This window comes from Ensifer sp. (genome assembly GCF_035999185.1).
GTDB lineage: Bacteria > Pseudomonadota > Alphaproteobacteria > Rhizobiales > Rhizobiaceae > Ensifer.
Window position 1 is genome coordinate 14,629 of sequence record NZ_DASYHB010000036.1, and the last position, 23,216, is coordinate 37,844.

The window sequence follows — 23,216 nt, forward strand, 5'->3', positions numbered from 1 at the left end:
ATGCTCCGTCTTCTCCGCGAGCCCCTGCTGCAGTTCATGCTACTTGGCGCGGTCCTGTTCGCACTGGCGACCCTTGTGACCGGGGCGCCGGAGGATGCGCCATCGAAGATCGTCGTAACGGCCGCCCAGATCGACAACATGGCCCTGACCTTCGCGAAGGTCTGGCAACGAAACCCCTCGCCGGATGAACTGCGCGGATTGATCGAAGACTATGTCCGCGACGAGGTCTACTACCGCGAAGGCAAGGCCCTCGGCATCGACACCGACGATATCGTGATCCGTCGCCGAATCCGGCAGAAGATGGAATTCTTCGCCGAAGACGCCGCCGCAATAGAACCCACGGACGACGACCTTCGATCCTATCTCGCCGCCCATCCGCAAAACTTCCGCACTGAGCCGAAGGCGACGTTTCGTCAGGTGTTCCTCAGCGCCTCGCGTGAGGGGAGCCTCGACGTCGATGCGACGAATGTCGGCCTGAAACTCGCAAAGCCGGACATCGATCCCGAAACCCTCGGCGACGGTTTTCTACTCGGCACCGAGTTCGACGGCAGAGACCGAAGCGAGGTCGCAACCGACTTCGGCGAGCGCTTCGCCGAAAAGATCTTTTCCGTTCCCCTGGGCGGTTGGCAGGGTCCGTTCGTTTCCCCCTACGGCCTGCATTTCGTCTTCGTTCTCGAACGCGCCGAAGCCGCCACAAGGCCGCTTGGCGAAGTGCGTGATGCGGTCGCAAGAGAATGGGCGAATGCCCGCCGCATCGAAAAACTGGAGCAGTTCTATCAAACGCTTCGCACCCGCTACGAGGTGGTCGTGGACCCGCCGGCCGGTGCGCCGGCCATTGCGACGGCCGAAAAGCCCGGAGCAACAAGATGAAGCGGTTTTGCATCGCGCTCCTGGCGACAATGACGCTCTTTGCGCATGCCGCTTTCGCGCATGAAGTACGGCCCGCCTATCTTGAAATCAGGCCGATATCGGCCGAGCGCTTCTTCGTGCTCTTCAAGGTGCCGGCACTTGCCGAAGCGTACCGGCTCGGGCTTTACCTTCGCCTTCCCGATAACACGCGTGACCTAGCCCCGCCGCAGGTGACATTCGAGGCCGGAGCCCATCTGGAGCGCCGCACCATCGAGGTCATAGGCGGCCTCGACGGCAAGACCATCACCATCGATGGGCTTTCGGCCACGATGACGGACGTGCTGGCGCGCGTCGAGCATCCCTCCGGCGCCCTTCAGATCGAACGGCTGACCCCGACAAGGCCAAGCTTCGAAGTCGCCGCATCGCAATCGCTCCTTGAGCGCGCGATGACCTATCTGCGCACCGGCGTCGAACACATCCTTAGCGGCATCGACCACCTGCTCTTCGTCCTCGGCCTGCTCCTGCTCGTCAAAGGCTGGAAGCGGGTTGCCGCCACGATCACCGCCTTCACTGTCGCCCACAGTCTGACGCTTGCCGCCGCCACCTTCGGCGTTATCCATGTGCCCTCTGGCCCCCTGGAGGCGGCGATCGCCATGTCGATCCTTTTTCTCGGCGTGGAAGTCGTCCATCAGTACCGCGGCCAGGCGACACTCGGCACCCGTTATCCCTGGGCGATCGCCTTCGGCTTCGGCCTGCTGCACGGCTGCGGCTTCGCCACCGGTCTCGCAACAACGGGATTGCCTGCCGGTGACATTCCCTTCGCGCTGCTGTTCTTCAATCTTGGTGTCGAGATCGGGCAGCTCGCCTTTGTGGCGCTGGTCTACGCTCTCGCCTTGGCAGCGCGAACGATCGGACTGGCCGCCCCCAAAAGAGCGGAGCTTCTGCCTGCCTATGTGGTCGGGACTGCTGGCGCCTACTGGACCATCGCCCAGACACTGCCGCTGATCCGGGCGATCACATGAAGCCGTGCGGTGTCGAAAATATCCGGAAGGATTAATCGGACACTGGAATTCCACTGCGAACTAACTCTACTATAGATGAACCCGGATTTTGTAGATCATCTCCGGGACTTGGAACAATATTACTACCAATATTGAAATATCTTGGAGTTTCCGTGCTTATCTACTCGGACGAAAACCTGGAGGTCATCCATCGACCTGGCAATTCGCCCTATCTTCTCGTCACCTTCAACGAGATGGAGATCCAGGCCAACGGCAGCCGCTACTGGGGCCAGCGCTTCTGCGAAAAGGCCGATATCGCAGCACTCGGCTTCATCAGCCGCCGCCCCAACTGGTTTCCGGCGGAAAGTGTCGTCAAAGCGGTCGCGGCTGCGGCCGCCATCCTGAAGGCCGCGCCAGAGCGCATTCTCTATGGCCATTCCCAGGGCGGTTACGCAGCGCTTCGCTACCGCCGCCGCTTCAACGCGACGACCGCGATTGCCTTCTGCCCGCAGGTCTCGATCGATCCCCGCTCCGTGCCCTATGACAATCGTTTCCTCAGGCATTTCTCGCCCGCGCTTCACGCCAACATGGGCATATCGCCCGATCAGGCGGCCGGCCGCGCCTATATCTTCTACGACCCCTTCCACGCCATTGACCGCCGCCACGCCGAACGCATCGCGTCCCTTCAGCCTGACACCCATCGCGTCCCCGTGCACATGACCGGCCACGGCACGGTGCGGGTCTTCACCGGCACCGAACGCGCCCTTTTTCTGATTAATGCCTGCCGCGCCGATGACCGCGCAGGCCTTGCCACCCTTGCCCGCGCCGCCCGTATCGATGCGCCCATGCGTCCCTACCAGATCGCCGTTGCCGCCATGCCCCGCCACCCGGCCTGGGCCGACCGGATCAACGCCCGCTTCGGTGATCGTTTCGCGCCGATGGAGCGCGTCAACTTCCTCTACCACCGCGCCAACCGGCACATCGCTGACGGCGATATCCTTTCGGCCCGCGACCAGCTCGAAACCGCGCGCTCGCTGCTGCCCGGCGCCCCCGCCATCCAGCACCGCTTGAGGGAACTCGACGCCCGCATCCTTCGCGAGCGCAAGGTTGCGAGCGCGTCGTAAGGCGCAGCTTCAAGACGCGCGCCGCTCTTCCAGCGGCAGGACGACCTCCGCCAGGACACCCAGCCGGTTGTCGCGGATGCGCACATCGCCCGCATGCAGGTCGGCGATTGCGCGAACAAGGCTCAGGCCCAGGCCGCTTCCCACCGTCGTCCGGCTCTTGTCCAGCCGGTAGAGCCGGCGGAACACTTTTTCCCGCTCGCCGGCGGGTATCCCGGGGCCGTCGTCGCTCACGGCCACCACGGCCTTGCCGGCGCCAACTGGCAGATGCTGTTTCATCAAGGCACGATCACCAGGACCAGCGCGTAAGCCGAACCGAGGCCTCGCGCCGGCGCCGGGTACAACCCAGGTGTCGAAGCTGCTTCGTTTGACTTTTTCTCCTCCGATGTCGGAACCTCGGCCAGCCCTTCGTCTTAAAGGTGAGACCAGGCGACGGAGGCCAATATGACGATCACGATCACCGCTTTTCAACGCTCGCCCGATCGCGGTCGCGGGCTGGCGCGCGACATGCGCGTGCGCTGGGCGCTCGAGGAAGCGGGCCTGCACTACGACGTCCGCCTCGTTTCGTTCCGAGAAATGAAGGAGCCCGCGCATCTGGCGCTCCAGCCCTTCGGGCAGATCCCGACCTATGAGGAGGACGATCTTGTGCTGTTCGAGTCCGGCGCGATCGTCTTCCACATCGCCGAGCGCAACAAGGGCCTGCTTCCGGACGAAACCAACGGACGGGCCCGCGCCCTCGCCTGGATGTTTGCCGCCCTCAACACGGTCGAACCGCCGATCTTCGACCGCAGTCTCGTTACGATCCTGGAGCGCGACCAGCCCTGGTACCAGCACCGCCTCAGCGCGCTCGAAGACACCATCCGGGTGCGGCTCGCCAGCCTGTCGGCACGCCTCGGCGATGCCGACTGGCTCGATGGCGCCTTTAGTGCAGGCGACCTCCTGATGGTGACGGTGCTGCGCCGGCTGCACGGCTCAGGCATCCTGGAAGAGTACCCGAACCTTGCCGCCTATGTTGCCCGCGGCGAAGCGCGGCCCGCCTACAGCCGCGCCTTCGAGGCGCAACGCGCCGTCGCAATGGCGGCTTCAGCAGGGTGAGAACCGGCGGCCGGGTCCCGCCTCACCATTCACGCCGACATCGAGCGGACCTCGCCCTGCAGCCGCCGGGCCGGCTCTGCCTGGTGGAGATGGACCGCGAACGTATCCCACGGCGGCGTGATCCCGAGCCGCCAGACGATCCGTCCGACCTCGCCCCGGTGGTAGCCGCCATGCAGCGCCACATGCATGAGCATCTCCTCCCGGCTCATCGCGCCCTTGTCGCCATCGGTGAAGGTAAAGGCGATGGTCGCGGAAAGCTCGGCCGGGGAAACCTTGCCAAGATAGTCGACGTACCAGCGGTCGGACGATGCGACGGCTGCGCGAAGCTCGTCCAGGCTCGGCGTATCCGCGGTGTTGTCGGACCTGTAGCCATGCCGGGCGCCACAGAGGTGCCCGGCAAAGATCCGCGCCACCACATGAGCATGGTTCATCAGCCGCAAGCCGGTGACAAGCTCGCCCTCGTTCGCCTTCGGGTCGAGCGTCAAAAGGGTGTCGAAGAGTTCGCTGTTGGCCCAGGCCTGATACTCAAAAAGCTTCCGAAGCAACCCGCTCATCAGATTCGTCCTTCCAGCTGCGCAGAATGTGAGTAATTTGCTCACATTCTGAAGGAGGACACCCTGATGTCTACTCGCATTGAGAAGAGGCAGACGGTGATGCGCAAGGCGCCACGCCAGGCCCGTTCGCACGCGACCGTGGCCGCTATCCTTCAGGCCGGGGCTCGCATTTTGAGCGACCAGGGATGGGCGGGCTTTACCACCAACCGGGTTGCCGAAATCGCCGGCGTCAGCATCGGTTCGCTCTATCAGTACTTTCCGGACAAGCTCACCCTGGTCGATGCCATTCGCCGCCGGCATCTCGACGACTGTCTTTCCGTCATGAAGAAATCCCGGGCAACCGAGCGTTCGCCGGCTGAGTTTGCCGCCGATCTTGTCCAGGCGATGATCCTTGCCCACAGCACCCATCCCGGCCTTCACAGGGTCCTGCTCGACGAAGCGCCGAGTTCTGAGGACTACCGAAACCCGAGCAGCGCATTCGAGGTCGAGTACCTCGCCCATTACGCGCAAGCCGTCGCCATCTACCGCAACAGGCGCCCGACCGCGGCCGATCACACGACAGCCCTCATCATCTCGGACGCCATGGACGGCGTGATCCACAATGCCGCCCGGCGCGGCATGCTCGCCGATCCTGGCATAAAGGACGAACTCGTCCGCCTGATCAGCCTGTTCCTTGCCGATACCGGCGGCTAGCCGTCGGGCGAAGCGAGCCATTCGACGCTGGCCCCTGCAGTAAAACTGGACGAGGCAATGCCGGTGCATCCGACGGGCCGGGCGATGCCGCCGTATCTGGCCTGCCTTGGAAGGCATTGCGCATACCCGCTTCCGCCAACGTGTTCAGCTGAGCGCAGCAGCCGGCGAGCCGTTTTTCGCCCCGATACCAGCCAGCCGAATTCCGGGCTATGATGCCCCGTGCCTGTTCCAATCCATGTCTTCCACGCCTCCGAGGAGCGACCGAGCATGACCCGCGATCAGATGCTTGCCCACCTTCGCGTCGCCGACGAGGTTGCGCGCGAAGCCGCTGTCCATGGCCATCACCCCTTCGGCGCAGTCCTTGTCGGCCCCGACGACCGCGTGCTCATGCGCCAGGGCAACCTCGACACCGTGCGCCACGCCGAGACCGAACTTGCCCGGCGCGCCGCGGCCGCTTATCCGGCAAAGTTCCTGTGGTCCTGCACCCTGGTTTCGACCGGCGAGCCCTGCGCCATGTGCACCGGCACGCTCTACTGGGCCAATATCGGCCGGCTCGTCTACGGCTACGAGGAGGAAAAACTGCTCGGCGAGACCGGCGATCACCCCGACAACCCGACCATGAACCTTTCCTCCCGCACCGTCCTTGCCTCCGGCCAGAAGCCGATCGAGGTCGTCGGCCCCTTCCCCGAGATCGAGGACGAACTGCTGGAGCCCCACCGGACCTTCTGGCGGCGATAAGGAGGCTCGCCGGACAGCGGAAAGTTCGGCCATATCCGCGAACGCCGGAGCAACGCCGCTGGCATTTGCCAGAACGGCCGCGCCGGCGCCCGTCTCACTGCATGTTTCCTTTAATCGTATTCAATTGGAGGACAAAAACATGAAGATATTCAATGTTCCATAGCGCCGCGAATCTGAATAGATGCGCGGCGCTGTAGGAAATTAGTTCATGTACTTGGCCAGATAGGACAGCACCTTCTCAGGATGGCGGCCAAACCAGTTGTAGCCGTCCTCGAAGCGCTTCGTCGTTCCCTCGATCCAATGGAGCTCCTTGTGGTTGCTTGCCAGGGCATCGAAGGTGCTCTCAGCATCACTCGGGTTGTTGATGACGGCATCGTCGAGCACCTGCCACATGAAGACCGGCAGCTTGACATTCGGAGCCCACAACCTGCCCGACATGTCGGCAGCGGCAAATCCGCCGAGCTTGAGAAGCTCCAGGTCGATCAGTTCCTGGTACTGTGCGATGCCCTGGTAGCCGGAGAGTTTCGCGAACACCGACGTCATGTTGGGAACCAGGGGGCTCAGCAGGCACTTGACGTTCTCAAACAGCTCAGGGTGCTTGGTGATCGCCGCATATTGCGAAACGCCGCCCAGGCACTGGCTGAATAGGGCAACGTCCATCTTGCTCAGGCGCGGATGGGCGTCGACGAACTTCTTCACGCCGACGCAGTCACGCCATTCCCACTGGCCGACACCGCAGACGCCGCCATTGGCAGCGCCGCTCTGTCCGTGATTGCGAAAGTCGTAGGTCAGCACGTTGTAGCCGGCGTCGGTCAGGTGCTTGTACTGGATGACGAAGTCGATCTCGACCGGCTCGATGAAGTTGGCCCACGGCGCGCCCATGTGGCCGGGATAGCCGGCGCGGCACATGGGAAGGGCGTGGTTGAAGATGACGAGCTTGTTGCTCTCGCCGCCCTTGGCCGGGATGTACCAGGCTTCGAGCGGCGTGCCGTCGTCAGACGGGATGGACAGGTCGTGCCAGCCTTCCATGCCGTACGCGTCGGGGTTCTTGAAGAGGAAGCTGCGCGGCATCTTCACCATCCCGGCGAGCGCCTTGACCTTGGCGTGATCCTCCGCGGAGATGGTCCGTTCCTGCTCCAGCGCCCGCTGCATTCTTTCCTTTGAAATTCCGGTCATGACGAGGCTCCTTTGCCTGTTCGAAGATGCCGCCACCGAGGCCATGCCCTGGCTGCAGAGACATGATGTCGGTCGGTACAGGCAGCATTTTAGAAGGCGGAATAGGTTAGATAAACGACCTGGACACGACATCAGTGTTAAGTGATAACTGACAATATGTCGCTTGATCCGTCCCTGCTTCCCGCCATGGCGTGGTTTGTCCACGTGGCCCGCCGCCGCAGCTTCACCAAGGCCGCCACGGAGATGGAGGTGACGCGCGCGACCGTGTCACAGCACCTGAAATCCCTGGAGCGGCACCTGAACGTGCGGCTGTTGAACCGCACGACGCGCGACATGTCCTTGACCGAGGAAGGTCAGCGTCTGTTCGACGTGCTTCAGCCCGCACTTGCGGCCATAGAAGCCGCGGTCACCGACTTGGGCGAAGCCGGTACCGAGCCGACGGGCACGATCCGGCTGTCCGTCTCGCGCGTCGCCGCACGCTCGCTGATCGAGCCGCATATGGCGGCGTTTCTGGCACGCTACCCGAAGCTGCGGCTGGAGCTGGTGACCGACGACGGCTTCTCCAACATCGTGGCTAAAGGGCTCGACGCCGGCATCCGCTTGGGGGAAAGCCTGGACGAACACATGATTGCCGTGCCCATCACGCCGCCGCTCACGATGGCGATCGTCGGCTCGCCCAAGTACTTCGAGCGCTGCGGCGTCCCGGAGACGCCGCAGGACCTGAAACACCACAATTGCCTTTCCTATCGTTTCACCTCAAGCGGCACCATCGACCGCTGGACCTTCCTCATGCCCCACCAGGAAACGGGCACCGTGGTATACGAGCCCCAGGGCAACGCCATCTTCAACGACGACGGCAGCATGTTGCAGGCCGCACTGGAGGGCGTCGGCCTGGTGCAGCACCTTGACCTCTGCGTTCGGCAACATCTGGAGGACGGAACGCTGGTGCGCGTGCTTCTGCCGTGGGCTCATCCTCGTCCCGCCTTCTTTCTCTACGTGCCGTCGCGTGCCCAGATGCCCGCCAAGACCCGGGCGCTCGTCGACTTTCTTGTCGAACAGCGCAAGAAGCTCATGCGGCAAACCACAGCGTAGCGCTTGACGATCGCTCCACGCCGTTGACCTGTGCACCGACGACCAATGAGATTGTGGCTAGCCCCAGCCAAATCTGGGAGCTGTGTCGGGGAGCGAACGGGCGCTCCAACGTTCCTTCTCCCCGCCTGGCGGGGAGAAGGTGCCGACAGGCGGGTGTGGGGCACACCCTCATACAAATCCCGCCTCAAACCGCCTCCTTCTCCCGCGACAGGCCCAGATGCCAGTGCAGCTCCTTGAGCCCACGCTTCAGCCATAAAAGCTGCGGCTCCGGCATCGTGCGCAGCATCTCGTAGTCCATGATGCAGACGTTGAAGACGGTCGTCTTGACCTGCGGCCCGTCGGGCAATTTCAACAGCGCGCCTTCGAGCTCCATCATCCGATTGGCGGCCTGGCGGGCGCCGCGGGCGCGCTCCCCACTCGTCTCGCCGGCAAAGCCCTTGACGTCGAACAGCGACTGCGCCCGCACACTCGGGAAGGGAATGCCGGTGAGGCTGTAGTAGCGGGCCATCTGCCTTGCGTACTCGTCTCCCGCCTCGCGCTCATGCGCCGTCAGCTTGCCGTCGAGAAACATGCGGCCGAGCGTGTAGCCCGCAAAGGGGCTTGCAACATCGACGTCGCGCTTGCCGGCAAAGTGCATGCGCTGGCGCGCATCGAGCGCGACCGAGCGCACCTCGCGCTCCGTTTCGCCGTGTTTGATCTGCCCGCTCGGATAGCGCGCCACGTTAACCTTGCGCGGCCTCCCGGCCCGGCTGGCGCGCTTGATGCGGATGCGCTCTGCCTTGGATGTCATGATACCAGTCTCCTTGCTCAAATCGTGAAATGCTCTTGGCTGCGGTCGTCCGGCCGATATCTCTGCGCCGATTTCCCTGGGCCGAATTCCCCGCGCTGAAATCGCCTCGGCTGCAGCCGCCTGGTGTCCACGCCTGCCGCGGCGAGGCGCGAGGCGTGGGCACGTCGCCAAGTCGTGAAGGCGTGAAGGCGTCAAAGCGCCGGCGCGCCGACGCTGTCGCCGTCTGCCGATGCGCGCAATCGGGCGGGCTTTCGCGCCCGCGCGCGGCGCGGCTGGTCGCCCTCGCCAGATTTGCTGGCCGCGTCGCTCCTGCTGAAGCCATCGCTGCAGTCGGCCCGGTCGCTCCCGTCGGCCCTGTGTCGCTTGTCGGCATCGTTCCCCTTATCGTCCTCGTCCCTCTTGTTGACCGCGTGCAGCACCGAGGTGTGGTCGCGGTGGAAGATGCGGCCAAGCGCCGGCAGCGACAGATCGGTGCGCTCCTCGTAGACGGCGCTCATGCACCGGTGGCGCGGCTCGACGAGGCGACGCTCGCGGCCGACGCCGATGATCTCCTCCCAGCGGATCCCCGGATAGTGCGCCAGCACCTCCTCGACGATCTCGCGTACCGGCCTGCGGCTGAAGAGATCGCCATCGGCCGCAAGCGTGGAAGCGCAGATGAGCCGCGCCTGGGAGAGAATGCGTGCCTCGGCATCGGCGAGCGCCAGCTCCAGTTCCGCAATCCGGCGCGTCTGCCCGCGAACCTCGGCGGCAACGATGGAGGCGAGGTCGTCGAGCGTTGCCGAAAGCGCGCCCTTGCCCGCTTCGGCCGCCGCGGCGTCAGCCCGCGGTGCTTCGGCTCGTACCGTGCCGGTGCATGTGCCACGCTGCGCAAGCGCGCCTGGGGAAAGCATCAGCGATGCGCCGCCCGGCCGTTCCTTTGCGCCGGAACGATTGGCGACGTCCTCGAGCATCCCTCCGGATGCTCGCCCGGTCGTTGCTGCCCGGCCCTGTTGCGCGCGGCCCGCTGCCCGCTTCGTGGTGAAATCCGTTGTTTCAGGCTGCATGGAAGGTTTCCTTGGAAAAGCTGGGGTTGAGCTCTGCGGCGCAAATGCCGGTTTCTGTGTCGGTGTCAGCGCCGAGTTGGGACGCCTCCCGCCTTGCGGCCGCATGCGCCCGCCGGAAGTTTTCAAGCAGCGCCTGAACCCGGCTGCGGCTGGCCGCCGATCGGCGCTTGTCCGTCCGGTCGGCGGTCAGCGCGGCCACGATCTCGCGCTTGCGGGCAAGCTCGGCCCGCAGTGTCAGCGCTTCGGCCTTGGCAAGCGCCGAAAGCACCGGCGGCTTGGGGATCGTGCCGAGAAGCACGTTCGGGTTGGCGGCATAGTCGCCGCGGATCAGCTTCTGCGTTGCCGCCGCCAGCCCCGATCCCGGCACACCGCAAAGCGCGTAGTGATAGACAGCCAGGATCTTTTTCGGCTCGATCGCCGGCGGCATCGTCATGCCGGCCGTCTGCATCGCGTCGAGGCTGCGCAGCACCGCCGCTTCGCTGACGCCGGCGAGGCGCTCAGTGAGCGCGGTAATCTCCCGGCTCAAGGTCGAAAGCCGGGCCTCTCCCGGCAAGATCATCGTCTCTGAAAAGGTCATTGTTCTCGTTTCCATGGAGTTCCTGTTCGATTGCTTGCCTGCATTCCCGCTGGTGGCGGGCAAAGGCGGTTTCTCGCGGCGGCGCCTGGCCGCGCTGCGACCGGTGCGGTCGGGCAGCGCGCCGTGGCCTGCCGGCATTGCGCATCCAGTTGCGCCAGGTGGCAGCCCAGTCGAGCTTGGTGGCGTCGCGCCCGGATTTGGCGCGCCAGTAGTCGCAAAACTTGTCGAACTCGACGCCAGCCCCGGCCCGGGAAAAGCCTGCCTTAGCGGCAAAGTCCCAGTCGGGCTCGAAGCCCTCCGGCAACCGGGTCGCCCGCCGTCCACCGCACCGGCTCGCCGCCCCCGGCACCTGATCGCGGTCGCCGTCAAACAGGTCGCCAGCCTCGCCCGGAGCCCCGCTCGGAGTCGGGTCGGGAGAGTTAGTTTCTTTAGGGGGTGTGGGGGAGCTTTCTTTATCAGAGAGGACATCGAACGCCGTCACCGTGACATCGCGTGACGTCACGCGCGCCCGGTGGCGTCGCTGCCGGTCACGGTCGCTTGCCCGACGCCGCTCGGCCTCCAACTGTTGCCCCGCCTCCGCCGCCTTGACGGCAGAAAGGATCATCTCGGGCGACGCGCCCGATTGGACCAGGGCTTCGACGATTGCGGTGATGCGCATGGCTACAGCCCGAACGCAGGGCGGCATGCGCCGGCACGTGTCTTGCCGCAGCACCGCGCCGCGGCCTTGCCGCCCACGCGCCCGGATGCGGGCAGTGCCGCGCCCATCCCGGCGCAGCCGCCCCGGCATGCACCATGCCACGTCGCCTTTCCGGTCCGGTCATCGTCAGCCATTCGTCCTGTCTCCCTTCCACTTTCCCAGTCCGGTGTTCCCGATCCTGTCTTCCGGCACGGTTTTCCGGGCAGCCGGTCATGCGTTCCCGTTTGGCTGCCCCTCTGGCACGGCCATTCCGTCGCGCTTGCCGCGCGTCCGTTTCCGATTGTGTCTCCCTCGCCGGCCAAGCGCCCGGCGATCCGTCCTCAGATGTGCCCGCGCCCGATTAGCCGCGCACACGTTCTGCCGCCGGCCGTTACCGGCCGCGCGATGCGCCGGCCTGCCTGCGCAATCTGAAAAGCGAGAGGTCGCCGGGGAGGACGCGACGACCCCTCGCCTGGACCGCCGCAAACGATGCGGCGGTCGATCCTTCGAAACACCCGGCCGACGGAACTGGTCAGAGTTGGATGGCCACCTCAGCGCCAAGTCGACGTCCATGCCGGCGTCCCGCAGCGGAAACGAAAGGCGCCGACTGCGCCGCTCATTTCCGTTGACATCCTATTCATAGTAGGATTTCTTATTGCCATCAAGAGGAAAAATCCTATTGGACGTCAGAAACGGAATCTGGGATGCCAGTGCCATGGACGAATTGCGCCACCTTATCCGGGAAGCAGTCGACGCGAAGAAGACGACCTACAAGGATCTGTCGATCGCGATCGGGAAGAACCACGCCTATATCCAGCAGTTCGTCGAGCGCGAGACGCCGCGGGAGCTGCGCGAGCGTGATGCCCGCGCGATCATCGAGCTGATCCAGGGTTCCGCTGTCGCTGGTGAAGCGGCACCCCCGAGACGCGCGCCCGGCTTTGCACCGCAGATCGTGCCCGGCGAGCAGCTCGTCGGCCACCGCGACCTGCCGATCTTCGCCGCCGCGCAAGGGGGCGACGGCCACGTGATCGTCACCTTCGATGCGGTCGAATACGTCAAGCGTCCCTCGGTGCTCGAAGGCGTCAAGGGCGCCTATGGCATCTACCTGACGGGCAGCTCGATGATCCCGGCCTACGAGCCCGGCGACATGGCCCTGGTGCACCCGCATTTGCCGCCGGCGCGCGACAAGGACGTGGTGCTCTATCACGTGCCGCCGGCCAACGACGCCGAAGCCATCATCAAGCGCCTGGTCTCGTTCAACGACCGCGAATGGACGCTCCGACAGTACAACCCCTTCCTGGAGTTCACCGAGAGCCGGGTCGAATGGTCCTTCTGCCACCGGGTCGTCGGCAAATACAGCGCGCGGTAATGTCGGCGGACGCGCCGCAGTCCGCCCGAAGATCGTCACATGGCCTCAGAGAGATAGCTCCGCAGGCGGCTGGGGTCGCTTGCCCGACGAGACGCACAGCGCCATCGGCAGCTGCGCCTTGCGCCGTCGCAATCGTCCGCCCTTCATGGCTTAAACCCTTGATTTTGATGCGTCAGTCCGGGCAGCGCTCGACCAGCGCCTGAAACGCGGCATCGACCGCTGTCCGAGGGCTGCTTGCCGTCACCCAGATCGGATCGGTCGCAACGACAACCCTGTCACCGAGGCCGCCGACGTCATCAGCAGGAGCCGCCTCGAAAATGGCGCATGCGCGCTTGCTTTTGCGGCTGAACGCAAGTTCGAACATTGCCTCCGCGGGGCCGGCAGAATTGGCAAAGACCTGCACCACATACGCCCGAAAACTGCGCCTGTCCTCGCAATCATTGATTTGCTGCAGGAGCGCAGGGCTCAACTCGGCCCCATCAACCGGAATGGGCGAAGACCAGAATTGACCGCTTGGCGGCTTTGAAGTTGGAACAATGTCGACGGCAACCACTTCACGTCTCCCCTTCCAACGATCGGCGACGACATTACCACGGCAACGTCAGCCAGTAACCAATAAACTCTCAGTGGCCGCAACGCGGGCCGCATCCGCGCCCACGCAGATGCCGCGCCCTGCCCGGCCATCACGCCGCCAGTTCCTCCTGCATGTCCGTGGGCAAATCGCCCGACATGAACAGCACCGTCGCATCCTCGAATTCGCCGGTCGCCGGATCCCCTGAGCGGCTGAAGGCGATGACGCCCACCTTGCTTGCCGCAAGCCTCTCGGCCAGCCGCCGGGCGTGCTCGGCACCGGTCGCCGGCACCGGGTCATCGGCGATGTACGCACCGCGGCTCCCGAGCGTGAAGCTCTGTACGACGAAGTAGGTGATCATCTCATGCTCCCTTTCCGCCACCTGAAATGGCACGGCCAAGGTGGCGCAATCGCGCGAACAAAACAAGAACAAATAGGCGGTCATCGACAGCTTCCGCGCATCTTTTCCTGCTGACAGTGTTTTTCCTATTGACCTTAATATAGGAAATTTCCTATATTTCCGCCAACAGCAAAACCGGAGGGCCAGCAGGGAGACCCGAAAGGGAACCTCCGTGGCACCTCGCACAGACCGAGGTGAACGATGCCCGATGCGACGACCGAAAGCGGAACGGCGATCAGCACTGCCCCCTTCCTTCAGCGGCGCGAGATCATTCTCGCCCTGATGACACTGGGCGCCGGCCATTTTTGCGATGAGACCGACTGTGTCGGCACCACCTACAGAACCGCAGCCGACTGGCTGAAGGTTCATGACGGTGAGCACGCCGAAAGGCTGATCCGTTTCGACCTCGACGCGCTTCACGGCGAAGACGTCACCGAAACCGTCGCCGACGCCTGGCTCGACGGCTACGGCGAGAGCCCCGAGCGCGAGCACAAGCTGCCGGCCTTCGTGCGCAGTTCCAGCGCCTGGGAGCGCTGGTGCGCCGACTTCGACGCCGAGCGCGTACCCTTCAGCCAGGCCGCCCACGGCACCCTCAACCATCGCCAGCAGTTCGGCGCGTGGCCCCGATGACCGTCACGCTCGACAAATCCGCGCTCTTTGCAGCACTTGATGCCTTCTGGGAAACCGAGGGCGGCAACGATCGCGGCGTGGAGGCGGCGATATCCGCCTATCTGCAGCGCCAGGGGCTGACGGCCTTCAACGACATGGCCAGTCGCAAGCGAAAGGCGCTTGCCGCCGTCACCGCCAGGCCTGATCGGCCAGCCTGACCGGATGCCACCTCGCCGATCGCCCAAATTTGGCAACTCGATTTATTTACGAAAATGCTAATAAATAAGCGATGGGCACAACGAGGGAGACAACCGATGCCACGGCTCGCACAGCTCTATTTCAAGACCGCAATCATCTTTCTGATCATTGGCCTCCTGATGGGCCTGCACATGGCGATCAGCCAGGACCACGCGGCAACCCCCGCCCACGCCCACACCAACCTGCTCGGCTGGGTCACCATGGCGATCTTCGGCGTCTACTACGCGCTCAATCCGGCCAAGGCGGAGCGCCGGCTCGCTCTGGTGCAATACTACGTCTACACCTCGGGCGTCGCAGTGCTCGTGCCGTCGCTCTATCTGATGACGACAGGCAATCCGGAGATCGAGCCGATCGTCGCCGCCGCCTCCATCGTCGCCTTCCTCGGCGTGCTGTTGTTTGCGGTGATCATCTTCACCAGCGCCCAGACGATCGGACAACAGCGCGCGGCTCCCTTGCGGTAATTTGGGGCTGCCACAGGCTCGATCCCGCCATGCTCCCGCGCGGCGCGGCCACGTGTGCGCGGCGGCGGGGTTCAGCCTGCCTATTTCGAGGTCGATTTCAGCACCCGGTGCGTCGCATCGTCGAGTGCGAGACCGGCCTCGGTGCCGTCCTGGCGAAACCCGCGCGCGGTGTTGCCGCAGCCCGAAAGCACCAGAAGCGCCAGACACAGAACCGCAACCATCGCCTTTGACATCGTCGCCTCCGTCGGTTTCCTCCAATCGGAAATGCAGCGCGCCGCGCCAAAGTCAACGGTGGCGCCGGTCGTGCGCGGGCCCGGCGCCGCCGTGTTGTTGAAGCTTGCCCTGCAGGCTTCCCCGCTCCCATGCGCTCAAATTATTTTAGCAACCGTACCAGAATCGCCGAATCCGGCCTTCCCCACGAAGCCACATGCGCGTTAGCTTCCGTACCGCGCAGTACGTTTCTTTCTGGCTGCGCTTCCCCGCACCCCGAGCCATTTTTGGGTGCCTGCTTTGCCCCGCCCTCGTGCGGGGCTCTTTCTTTCCCGGCGCCTTCCTGGCCAGCGCGCTCTTATGCGGCGCCGGCAGGTGTCATTCGACCTTGAACACCGCGTCGCCGACGAAGACGATGACGTATTGGCCGCCGTCGCCCTCCCGCGCCAGGCGTTGAAGTCCCGCATGGTAAGGCTGCTGCCGCCAGATATCGGGCATGTCAGGATCGACGAGAACCGTGATCTGCGGGCCCTGGCGGTAGATCATCATATGCGCGCGCGCCGGTTCCCAGACATCGCCAAACGTCTCGTCCGTGCGCCAGAGACAGAAGAAATCGCGGCAGAGCTGCGGCCGGTCGTCATAGATCCGGCACCCCTGCCCCTTTGTGCAATGCCGGCACCAGGCATTGGCAGGCTTGTCCAGCGCGTCGATATCGGGCAGCCGGCAGCAGAGCGTGCACGTGCCGCAGCTGCGCGCGGCAAGCGGCCTGATGTCGATGATGTGGGCGTCGATGGTGCGGGCGTCGATAGTGTGGGAATGGGCCGTCATGGCGGGACCCATACCATCTTCGCGAGGGTTAAGAAAACGCCTTTGCAAACGTTTGGCGGGCGCCTTGGGCGCCCGCGTGTCTCGTCAAATCTTGCAATGCGCCGGCCGCAACAGGTTGCGGCACCCGCTCAGCCGTCAGCGCAGACGCGGACAGCCGCTGCGATTGGCGAGATAGAGCCTGGTATACTCCCCGCGCCGGCCGATGCCCTCGACGGTGATGCGGTTGCGGCTCATGCCTGCGATCGCGGGGTCGCGCATGCCATAGCCATAGGCACGGCGAATGGCCTGCCGCGGGCTGCAACCGCGCCGGTCGCGATAATAGTCATCCTCGTCGTCGTATCGGCGGTCCCTGCGATAGTCGCCACCGTCGTAGTCCCGGCCCGGCCCGATATAGAGATCGAGCGATTGCGCCTGTGAAACCGATGGCAGCACCGGCACCGCGCTTGCGGCGATCAGTGTCGCGACCAAAACCTTGCTCATCGTGTTTAGCATATCAGCCTCCTGCAACTGGCTAGCTTCAGATTGATTCCAAGGCTAGCGCAGTGAACATGAATGCAAGAGTAACAAACGACCCCCAGAAAAGTTGCGTCATGACCTGCAGAAGGATCGGCAGGTCGCTTGCATTCAGGTGCGCGCGCGATGGAAGTGGAAGGTCTTGCGGTCGGTTTCGCCCTGCTTGAACCCCTTGTCCGCCAGGGTTTTCTTCAGTTCTTCGACCTTCGCATCACCGATGATATGCGGGTGAAGCTCGACGAGAATATCCCTGACGGACCCAAAATCGCCGATGCGCAGCAATTCGTCCTCGGTCCCCTCGACGTCCATGATGAGAACGTCCGGCTGGTAGTGCTTCAGCACTTCGCCGAAGACGTCGCTTTCGATGTCCACCTTCGCGCCGGGAAGCTTGCGATCGTAGGCGCTGGACGAAATGATGTTCTCGCTGCGGAAAAACGAAATCGTCCGCCCGTCGACCGTCATCGCCTTCAGCCGCAGGGTCGGCTCGATGCCGTTCAGGCGGAAATTCTCGCGGATAAGCGGCTCCAGCGTGGCATTGGCCTCGTAGGTCAGCACGTTCGACGCCCCGCAGGTCCTTGCCGCAAGCAGCGCGATGAAGCCAACGCCGGTGCCGACTTCCAGCACCCGCGAGCCCGGCTTCAAAAGCCTGAGCAGGATGTTGCGCTCCGTATCCTCGTAGACCTCGCGAAACATCAGGTCCCGCACGACCGCCGGCACACGCGCCGCGTCCGATACCAGCCGGATCCCGTCGATCGTCACCGTCCGCGCGTGGGTCAGGTAACGGAATCTCTTTCTAACCGAACGAAGAAGACGCTTCATGCTTTACCCCAAGGACCTTTCACTGCCGTTTGCTGCGCAATTGCGACCCGGATGAGGCAGGTTTGCGCGCGTCCTTCACGCGGATCGCGCACCGCTTCAACCAACCAAATCCGATAGGGACACGCAATCGCCTCCCAATTCACTTAAGTCACGCCTATATTACGCACCAAGAATACATATAGGAATGGCAATGCCGGACATCACATACCCTTTCAGGGATCGAACCGACGCCGAGATGATCGCGAACCGAACCATGTTCGACCGCCTCGTCAGCTGGTACGAATCAAAGAAGGTCGAGCGTCGCGAGCGCGGCAAGAACCGCGAGGTCGATCTCAGATGCATCAGCGCGCAGGGCCAGACACCGCTTTATCCGGATGATCTCCCGCTGATCTTCCTCACCCACGACGACGCCAAGCTGATGCCCGGCTTTCTGGCGCACTACCGCGCACTGGGCGTCACGCGCTTCATCTGCGTCGATGATGCCTCAAGTGACGAGACGCGAGCCTTTCTGCTGGGCCAGCCCGATGTCGACCTGTGGACCTCGCAGGTGCGCTACAGGGACGCCCGGCGCGGCCGGCTGTGGCGGGAGGCGCTGTTTGCGCTCTACGGCGGTGACCGCTGGTACATCAACGTCGATTCGGACGAGTTCCTGATCTACGACAACTGCGAGAGCCGCACCCTCTGGTCGGTGATCCATGCGCTCGAAGCGCTCAAGATCTCGCGCCTGCCGGCGCCGATGCTGGACATGTATCCGGTCGATCTCAGTGCTGCCGACGTCAGCCAGCTGCAGTCGCACGCTCCTTGGGAAATTGCCGACCATTTCGACTGTCGCGGCTACACGCTGGCAACGACGAAACGCGCCATCACCGTCAAGGGCGGCGCACGCCACCGCGAGTTTGAAGCGGACCTGGAGCTGATCAAGTATCCGCTGATCTTCTGGGACGAGGACTGTCGCTTCGGCCCCAGCATCCACCAGCCACTGCCCTATCAGCGGAATTTTTCCTCGGTTCTCGGCGCGCTGCTGCACTTCAAGTTCTTTGCCGACTACCAGAAGGTCATCGATGACGCCGTTGCCGATGGCCAGTATTTCGACGGTTCGGCTGCCTACGCGAAGATGACGGAGGCGCTGGCAAGCACCGGCGCGTTGCAGCTCTTTTCCGAATCCTCGGTGAAGTTCGATGGCTCAAAGCAGTTGCTGCGCCTCGGCTTCATCACCCCCCTGCCCGATGACACCGCCAAGGGTCGATGATGCAGGCTTGAAGATCACGCAACGCCGGGCGGCCCTGTGCCGCCGGCCTTGGCCCGGCCGATCTTGGCCCGATCGATCTTGAAGGTACGGCACACCCCGTCAGACGGCGGCCGCCTTCTTCACGCCGCGCACGGCAACCTTTCGCGCCGGCGAGCCGACATAGATCCCAAGCGGGTCCGTGCGTCCCCTGACCACGCTGCCCGCACCGATCACGCATCCGCGCGAAATATGCGCGCCGTCGAGGATGACGGCACCGGCGCCGATCCAGACATCGTCCTCGATGACGATGCCAAGGCGTGTTTCCGGCTGCATCTTGATTGGCACGTCGGGATCGTCGAAACCGTGGTTGGCCGGGATGACGACGACGTGGGCCGCGATGCGCACCCAATTGCCGATCGTCAGGCCACCGGATCCATAGAGGATCGAATAGGGGTTGAGGCTGAAATGGTCGCCGATGGTCACGGTGCCTTCGATCGCCTGGATCATCGCCCCGTGCTTGATCTCCGCACGCTTGCCAATGTCGATCCGCCCTTTGCCGGGGTCGATGATCGCGCCCCGAATCCGGCTGCGCTCGCCTATGGTCAGTCGGCCGCGGTAGCGCAGCCGAAGCCATATCGCCTTGAGTTCGCTGAGCTTCATGCAGCCTTGCACCTCCCGGCTATCGCCTGATCCGGCTTTCACGTCAAAACGACTCTACGTCTTGCAGCCCACTTCTTGAAGACCGCATGCCGTCGCCGGCCACAAAAGATATCCGCCTGTTGCACACGGCGGTCACGGCGACAATGCCAGCTTCGGCCACGGAGACCTCAAGCCCCCTCGACCCACCCTGGCAGACGGCTCCTCGACGGGTGCCGGGATCAATTTCAACCGGCCAGCGAAGCACACCCGTTGATAATTCGAGCGACCGCTCCATTTACTTGGTGAAGGCACTTAACCTGAGGAGAAGCCTGCATGAATCGCACAGTCATAGGTATCGTGGTTGTGGTCGTGCTCATCGTCCTTGCGGTCATGTTCCTCAAACCGGGAGCCAACCAGCAAGCAACCGAGACCGCGCCGTCAACGACAACGACACAGCCCGCGACGACCGAACAGCCAGCAACGACGACCCAGCAACCGGCAACGACAACCGAGCAGCCGGCGACGACCACCCAACCGGCAACGACGCAGCCGTCCACCAGCCAGTAATGGCCGGAAGCGCCACCACCTCGCCTAGTTGACGGCAGGCGGGGTGGTGGGGTGCTTGAGGCGAGAGGCATGGCGCCGACCTTCCTTGCGGTCGGCGATGTCGTCGGCATCCGCCTCGACTGGAGATTGGCGCATCTCCATACCCTCGGCCTGCTCCCATCCCGGCATCATCATCCAGCAAACCCTGGCTATCCTCGATTGACCGTAAGGTTGGAGAGGCCCGCTCGCGCGGGCCTCAGTTGCGTAACAGCGCCTGATAGGCAACGGGCATGGCCCATAGGGAGGTCACGGCCTGTTCGGATGCCGCCGCGCCCTCCTCGACGCCGATATCGCGGCGCATCCGGTCGGAGAGATGGCTCAGTTGGTTGACCGTCCGGCGCCCTCTCCAGGCGGCGAGCAGGAAAGCGCCGACGGTTCGCCAGAAACCGAAGGTCTTGTAGAGGTCGTCCATGAGCGCCGGCAGACCGCCAGCGGACGTAAGCTGTAATTCGCGCATGATTAATCCCCGAAGCTCAAACGCGGTCGGGTCCTCTAGATTATGGATGTGCGCGGACACGGAAACGCGTTCCGCAAACCGGTCACATCAAGTCAAAATGAAAGTTTAGAAAAGGCGAAGCTCGGTCGACGCTTATGCGCCGAAGTAGCCGAAAGAATTGCCGCCACGACGTCGTGACGGGCAAACCACTCCACCAGAGGTGCACATCTGCACGAATGTATGATTTACATGATTCATCGTACGCCTCCTCTAGTTTGAGCTCCGATGCTCAGAAAATTACACGAGATTACTTTTCCGGCAAGAGGGCAATCGCAGAATGGAGGTCGAAAGATGGACCTGTTGCAGACGGGCAACAGCTGGCAGTTGCAGCAGGCGGGCACGGGCACGCGGGCGCGATATCGTACGAACGCAAACGAAAATCGGGGCGTCCCGATCAGTACCTATGGTTGCACAGCGCCCAATAGGATTACTTGAAGTTCTCTCTTCCGCAGCCATACTTCAAGTTGAATGATTACCTAAATCAGCCACATGGAGTGCGTGTTTTGCCGAGCTTCGTCGCTCTCTGCACGGCCGGGCTCTACGGCGCCATCACCATCGGTCTCCCCTTTATCCGCCTGGGCGCCCACGACAGGCCGGACGAACCCTGGGCGCAACAGATGGAGAGGATGGAACGCGTTTGCTGGCGGCTGCGGTATGGGGAAGAATGCAGGAAGGATCGCTTGATATTGAACCTGTGCGCGGGCGTGTGCCTGACCGCCTTCGCCGGGCTTTTCTTTTCTCCCGAGCTATTATCGTGACGCCGATTCGCGTTGTCTGCGCCGTTGTTCTTCTGGCGGCCCTCGCAACCGTATGGGATCTCCAACGCCCGGGCGTGCCGCCAACAGCGCTTGCGTGGTTCTCCACGTTCTGCATCGCCGTTATCTTCATCAGCTTCGCGACAGGGTTCATCGCGATGGCGTGGTGGATCCTGTGGGTCAACGCCACGATCGACGATGATGAGGGATGGCAGGAAAGATATCGCCAAGCCTTGTCGTGGAGCGATCCTCCGGACGCATACAAGACGGCGCGAACGATCGCGATCGTTTCGTTTGGCCTCTTTTACGCGGCACTTTGCGCGGGCGTCATCGCGGGTCAGCCGAGCAAAGCCCCAATCCCGTCCTACTTTGACGTTGACGCCCTGCCGCGATGAGGGTGCTCAGAATGCCGGGTTGACCGCGCCGCAAACGCTTCGGCTCAGCAAGAGGAGCGCGAAAAATGCGTCAAGAAAAATGGAACTTAATCAGCGCTTTAGGAGAAATTTTGGTGGGTGATCACGGGCTCGAACCGTGGACCCGCTGATTAAGAGTCAGCTGCTCTACCAACTGAGCTAATCACCCATCCATGGCGTGGCTTTAGCGCACAGCTCCGTCGTACTCAAGGGGCAATCGCACCGTGCTCCTCAAAAATTCACAGCTGTCTTCCACATTTTCCATTTCGCCGGAATCCGTCATCTTGCTTGTCGAGTTGCGATGCGTTGACGCCTGCTGCTGCCTCTTTTGAGAGCGGGCGCGTTCTCCACAGGGAGCATACTGGTCGCTGCCGGTTTTTCAAAAAATTTTCACAAAGGCGCTGGACAACCCAAGAGAACGCCTTTATACGCCCCCTCACGACAGCAGCGGGACACGCCGCAGCGGTCGCGGATGGGTGATTAGCTCAGTTGGTAGAGCAGCTGACTCTTAATCAGCGGGTCCACGGTTCGAGCCCGTGATCACCCACCAAACTTCTTCAAGACGCTGATTAATCTCAATTTTTTCAAGACGCACCAGACCTGCGCCTCACACGTAGAGTTCGCCAGCTGCGATCTTTACCGCATGGCCGCCAATGCGGGCGTTGCTGATCTCGCCGCCCGAAATATCAAGGTGCAGGTGGATGAAGGACGACCGCCCCATCTCCACGCCCTGCTCCACCAGCACAGGATGGTGACCGTCGATGAACTGGTCGAAATGGTGGATCGCGCCCGAAAGCGCTGCGACCGCCGAGCCGGTGGCCGGATCCTCGAGATGGGAAGCTCCCGGCCCGAACTTGCGGGCGTGGAAGCGCGCGGTGTGGTTCACGCCGCCGCGGCAATAGACATAGGCAGGCGCAAGCCGCCCCTCTGCCATCGGCGTCAACTGCTCCCAGCGCAACGGGTCGAACTCGATCGCAGACGCCGCCGCGACATCGTGCACCGGCACCAGGACAAAGGCGGACCCGGCGCTCCAGAACGACGGCACGTGGTTTTCAAAACCGATCTGCGAGACCTTGAGGCTCATGGCGTCGGCAATCGCCTGCCGGTCGAAGCGGGCGTCGAGCCGGACGGATTTGCGCGGCAGGTCGAATTCGGCAAAGCTCGGGCGCCCCGGCTTCAGCCGGACGGCACAGCGCACCGGCCCGACCTTTTCCTCCAGCACCTGCACGAGGTCGATCCCCTCCTCGATCGCGCCATGCTGGGCCTCTGCGAGCGCCACCGCAGCACCCACGGTCGGATGACCGGCAAAGGGAAGCTCCTGGGAGGGCGTGAAAATCCTGAGCTTGGCGGTGTGCGCAGCGCCGCCGGGCCGGCGCACGAACACCGTCTCCGACAGGTTGAATTCCTGCGCGATTGCCTGCATCGCCTCGTCCTCCAGGAAGTCGGCGCCGAAGACGACCGCGAGCGGATTGCCCAAAAGCGGCGTGTCGGTGAAGACGTCGTAGATCGCGTAGCTGAGCGCCATTCATGTCCCCTTGCGAATATAGCGCCGTGACCTTGCAATGTCGGGGCGCAGGCAGCAAGAGCAAAAGCACCGCTGTCCAAGGTCGACTGCGGTCACGATTGCGTGGTCTTG

At 63.4% G+C, this 23,216-nt stretch carries 29 protein-coding genes, 2 tRNA genes and 1 pseudogene; 15 read left to right on the forward strand and 17 right to left on the reverse strand.

Going from position 1 to position 23,216, the window contains the following annotated elements; all coding sequences use genetic code 11:
* From VGO04_RS03595 to VGO04_RS03605, 3 genes are all read left to right on the forward strand, one after another.
* Positions 1-870: a peptidylprolyl isomerase gene (locus VGO04_RS03595; RefSeq protein ID WP_327494587.1), complete on the forward strand. Its 870-nt coding sequence runs from the start codon at positions 1-3 to the stop codon at positions 868-870.
* A complete protein-coding gene (locus tag VGO04_RS03600; protein WP_327494588.1) occupies positions 867-1,871 on the forward strand; it encodes a HupE/UreJ family protein in 1,005 nt (334 codons plus the stop codon). The genes VGO04_RS03595 and VGO04_RS03600 overlap by 4 nt, the downstream gene beginning before the upstream one ends.
* Positions 1,872-2,023: 152 nt before the next feature.
* Positions 2,024-2,974, forward strand: a complete 951-nt coding sequence (locus VGO04_RS03605; RefSeq protein WP_327494589.1) for a hypothetical protein — start codon at positions 2,024-2,026, stop codon at positions 2,972-2,974.
* A 9-nt stretch (positions 2,975-2,983) separates the two neighbouring features.
* Here VGO04_RS03605 and VGO04_RS03610 read toward each other — a convergent pair.
* Positions 2,984-3,256: pseudogene (locus VGO04_RS03610) on the reverse strand (sensor histidine kinase); the annotation flags it as partial.
* Between the two features lie 159 nt (positions 3,257-3,415).
* Between VGO04_RS03610 and VGO04_RS03615 the strand changes: the two are divergent.
* Positions 3,416-4,066 (forward strand): glutathione S-transferase family protein, encoded by a 651-nt coding sequence (locus tag VGO04_RS03615; RefSeq protein ID WP_327494590.1) that lies wholly within the window; start codon positions 3,416-3,418, stop codon positions 4,064-4,066.
* Positions 4,067-4,095: 29 nt separating this feature from the next.
* Here VGO04_RS03615 and VGO04_RS03620 read toward each other — a convergent pair whose 3' ends face one another.
* Entirely contained in the window at positions 4,096-4,620 is a 525-nt protein-coding gene (locus tag VGO04_RS03620; RefSeq protein ID WP_327494591.1) for a DinB family protein, read from the reverse strand.
* Between the two features lie 66 nt (positions 4,621-4,686).
* Here VGO04_RS03620 and VGO04_RS03625 point away from each other — a divergent pair, with 66 nt between their 5' ends.
* Together VGO04_RS03625 and VGO04_RS03630 are read left to right on the forward strand one after the other, a co-directional pair.
* On the forward strand, positions 4,687-5,313 hold the full coding sequence (locus tag VGO04_RS03625; protein WP_327494592.1) for a TetR/AcrR family transcriptional regulator: 627 nt from the start codon (positions 4,687-4,689) through the stop codon (positions 5,311-5,313).
* 267 nt (positions 5,314-5,580) lie between these two features.
* A complete protein-coding gene (locus tag VGO04_RS03630) occupies positions 5,581-6,051 on the forward strand; it encodes a nucleoside deaminase (RefSeq protein ID WP_327494593.1) in 471 nt (156 codons plus the stop codon).
* Positions 6,052-6,252: 201 nt separating this feature from the next.
* Here VGO04_RS03630 and VGO04_RS03635 read toward each other — a convergent pair whose 3' ends face one another.
* The gene (locus VGO04_RS03635) at positions 6,253-7,227 is read right to left on the reverse strand and encodes an alpha/beta hydrolase (protein ID WP_327494594.1); all 975 of its coding nucleotides are present in this window, start codon (positions 7,225-7,227) and stop codon (positions 6,253-6,255) included.
* Positions 7,228-7,383: 156 nt separating this feature from the next.
* Between VGO04_RS03635 and VGO04_RS03640 the strand changes: the two genes are divergently transcribed.
* Positions 7,384-8,319, forward strand: a complete 936-nt coding sequence (locus VGO04_RS03640; RefSeq protein WP_327494595.1) for a LysR family transcriptional regulator — start codon at positions 7,384-7,386, stop codon at positions 8,317-8,319.
* A 184-nt stretch (positions 8,320-8,503) separates the two neighbouring features.
* Here the strand turns inward: VGO04_RS03640 and VGO04_RS03645 are convergent, their stop codons facing one another.
* From VGO04_RS03645 to VGO04_RS03660, 4 genes are all read right to left on the reverse strand, one after another.
* Positions 8,504-9,109, reverse strand: a complete 606-nt coding sequence (locus VGO04_RS03645) for a hypothetical protein (protein WP_327494596.1) — start codon at positions 9,107-9,109, stop codon at positions 8,504-8,506.
* A 191-nt stretch (positions 9,110-9,300) separates the two neighbouring features.
* Complete coding sequence (locus VGO04_RS03650) at positions 9,301-10,152, reverse strand: helix-turn-helix domain-containing protein (RefSeq protein WP_327494597.1); 852 nt, start codon at positions 10,150-10,152, stop codon at positions 9,301-9,303.
* Entirely contained in the window at positions 10,142-10,729 is a 588-nt protein-coding gene (locus VGO04_RS03655; protein ID WP_327494599.1) for a hypothetical protein, read from the reverse strand. Before VGO04_RS03655 ends, VGO04_RS03650 begins: the two co-directional genes overlap by 11 nt.
* Positions 10,650-11,387 carry a hypothetical protein gene (locus tag VGO04_RS03660; protein ID WP_327494600.1) on the reverse strand — a complete coding sequence of 246 codons (738 nt, stop codon included), beginning with the start codon at positions 11,385-11,387 and terminating at the stop codon, positions 10,650-10,652. The genes VGO04_RS03655 and VGO04_RS03660 overlap by 80 nt, the downstream gene beginning before the upstream one ends.
* Positions 11,388-12,120: 733 nt before the next feature.
* Between VGO04_RS03660 and VGO04_RS03665 the strand changes: the two genes are divergently transcribed.
* Positions 12,121-12,774 carry a S24 family peptidase gene (locus VGO04_RS03665; protein WP_327494601.1) on the forward strand — a complete coding sequence of 218 codons (654 nt, stop codon included), beginning with the start codon at positions 12,121-12,123 and terminating at the stop codon, positions 12,772-12,774.
* 172 nt (positions 12,775-12,946) lie between these two features.
* Here VGO04_RS03665 and VGO04_RS03670 read toward each other — a convergent pair whose 3' ends face one another.
* Together VGO04_RS03670 and VGO04_RS03675 are read right to left on the reverse strand one after the other, a co-directional pair.
* Positions 12,947-13,327: a hypothetical protein gene (locus VGO04_RS03670; protein WP_327494602.1), complete on the reverse strand. Its 381-nt coding sequence runs from the start codon at positions 13,325-13,327 to the stop codon at positions 12,947-12,949.
* A 130-nt stretch (positions 13,328-13,457) separates the two neighbouring features.
* Positions 13,458-13,706: a hypothetical protein gene (locus tag VGO04_RS03675; protein ID WP_327494603.1), complete on the reverse strand. Its 249-nt coding sequence runs from the start codon at positions 13,704-13,706 to the stop codon at positions 13,458-13,460.
* Between the two features lie 240 nt (positions 13,707-13,946).
* Here VGO04_RS03675 and VGO04_RS03680 point away from each other — a divergent pair, with 240 nt between their 5' ends.
* From VGO04_RS03680 to VGO04_RS03690, 3 genes are all read left to right on the forward strand, one after another.
* The gene (locus VGO04_RS03680) at positions 13,947-14,375 is read left to right on the forward strand and encodes a hypothetical protein (protein WP_327494604.1); all 429 of its coding nucleotides are present in this window, start codon (positions 13,947-13,949) and stop codon (positions 14,373-14,375) included.
* Positions 14,363-14,572, forward strand: a complete 210-nt coding sequence (locus tag VGO04_RS03685; protein WP_327494605.1) for a hypothetical protein — start codon at positions 14,363-14,365, stop codon at positions 14,570-14,572. Before VGO04_RS03680 ends, VGO04_RS03685 begins: the two co-directional genes overlap by 13 nt.
* A gap of 96 nt (positions 14,573-14,668) precedes the next feature.
* Positions 14,669-15,073 carry a hypothetical protein gene (locus VGO04_RS03690; protein WP_327494606.1) on the forward strand — a complete coding sequence of 135 codons (405 nt, stop codon included), beginning with the start codon at positions 14,669-14,671 and terminating at the stop codon, positions 15,071-15,073.
* Between the two features lie 80 nt (positions 15,074-15,153).
* Here the strand turns inward: VGO04_RS03690 and VGO04_RS03695 are convergent, their stop codons facing one another.
* The 4 genes from VGO04_RS03695 to VGO04_RS03710 form a co-directional block, all read right to left on the reverse strand.
* The gene (locus VGO04_RS03695; RefSeq protein WP_327494607.1) at positions 15,154-15,306 is read right to left on the reverse strand and encodes an entericidin; all 153 of its coding nucleotides are present in this window, start codon (positions 15,304-15,306) and stop codon (positions 15,154-15,156) included.
* Positions 15,307-15,661: 355 nt separating this feature from the next.
* Positions 15,662-16,111, reverse strand: a complete 450-nt coding sequence (locus VGO04_RS03700) for a hypothetical protein (protein ID WP_327494608.1) — start codon at positions 16,109-16,111, stop codon at positions 15,662-15,664.
* 135 nt (positions 16,112-16,246) lie between these two features.
* Positions 16,247-16,603, reverse strand: coding sequence for a hypothetical protein (locus VGO04_RS03705; protein WP_327494609.1), 357 nt, complete (start codon positions 16,601-16,603; stop codon positions 16,247-16,249).
* 132 nt (positions 16,604-16,735) lie between these two features.
* Positions 16,736-17,443 carry an FkbM family methyltransferase gene (locus VGO04_RS03710; protein WP_327494610.1) on the reverse strand — a complete coding sequence of 236 codons (708 nt, stop codon included), beginning with the start codon at positions 17,441-17,443 and terminating at the stop codon, positions 16,736-16,738.
* 235 nt (positions 17,444-17,678) lie between these two features.
* Here VGO04_RS03710 and VGO04_RS03715 point away from each other — a divergent pair, with 235 nt between their 5' ends.
* Complete coding sequence (locus tag VGO04_RS03715) at positions 17,679-18,692, forward strand: glycosyltransferase family 2 protein (protein ID WP_327494622.1); 1,014 nt, start codon at positions 17,679-17,681, stop codon at positions 18,690-18,692.
* 99 nt (positions 18,693-18,791) lie between these two features.
* Here VGO04_RS03715 and VGO04_RS03720 read toward each other — a convergent pair whose 3' ends face one another.
* Positions 18,792-19,331, reverse strand: a complete 540-nt coding sequence (locus VGO04_RS03720; RefSeq protein WP_327494611.1) for an acyltransferase — start codon at positions 19,329-19,331, stop codon at positions 18,792-18,794.
* A gap of 312 nt (positions 19,332-19,643) precedes the next feature.
* Between VGO04_RS03720 and VGO04_RS03725 the strand changes: the two genes are divergently transcribed.
* Positions 19,644-19,877, forward strand: coding sequence for a hypothetical protein (locus tag VGO04_RS03725; protein ID WP_327494612.1), 234 nt, complete (start codon positions 19,644-19,646; stop codon positions 19,875-19,877).
* Positions 19,878-20,112: 235 nt separating this feature from the next.
* Here the strand turns inward: VGO04_RS03725 and VGO04_RS03730 are convergent, their stop codons facing one another.
* A complete protein-coding gene (locus VGO04_RS03730; RefSeq protein WP_327494613.1) occupies positions 20,113-20,373 on the reverse strand; it encodes a DUF1127 domain-containing protein in 261 nt (86 codons plus the stop codon).
* A gap of 703 nt (positions 20,374-21,076) precedes the next feature.
* Between VGO04_RS03730 and VGO04_RS03735 the strand changes: the two genes are divergently transcribed.
* Positions 21,077-21,562: a hypothetical protein gene (locus VGO04_RS03735; protein ID WP_327494614.1), complete on the forward strand. Its 486-nt coding sequence runs from the start codon at positions 21,077-21,079 to the stop codon at positions 21,560-21,562.
* A 111-nt stretch (positions 21,563-21,673) separates the two neighbouring features.
* Here VGO04_RS03735 and VGO04_RS03740 read toward each other — a convergent pair.
* Positions 21,674-21,749 (reverse strand) — tRNA-Lys (locus VGO04_RS03740).
* Between the two features lie 305 nt (positions 21,750-22,054).
* On the opposite strand from VGO04_RS03740, the gene VGO04_RS03745 reads away from it, so the two are divergent.
* Positions 22,055-22,130: transfer RNA gene (locus VGO04_RS03745), tRNA-Lys, on the forward strand.
* Between the two features lie 57 nt (positions 22,131-22,187).
* On the opposite strand, the gene VGO04_RS03750 is transcribed toward VGO04_RS03745, so the two are convergent.
* Positions 22,188-23,105 (reverse strand): PhzF family phenazine biosynthesis protein, encoded by a 918-nt coding sequence (locus VGO04_RS03750; protein ID WP_327494615.1) that lies wholly within the window; start codon positions 23,103-23,105, stop codon positions 22,188-22,190.
* Positions 23,106-23,216: the final 111 nt, after the last annotated feature.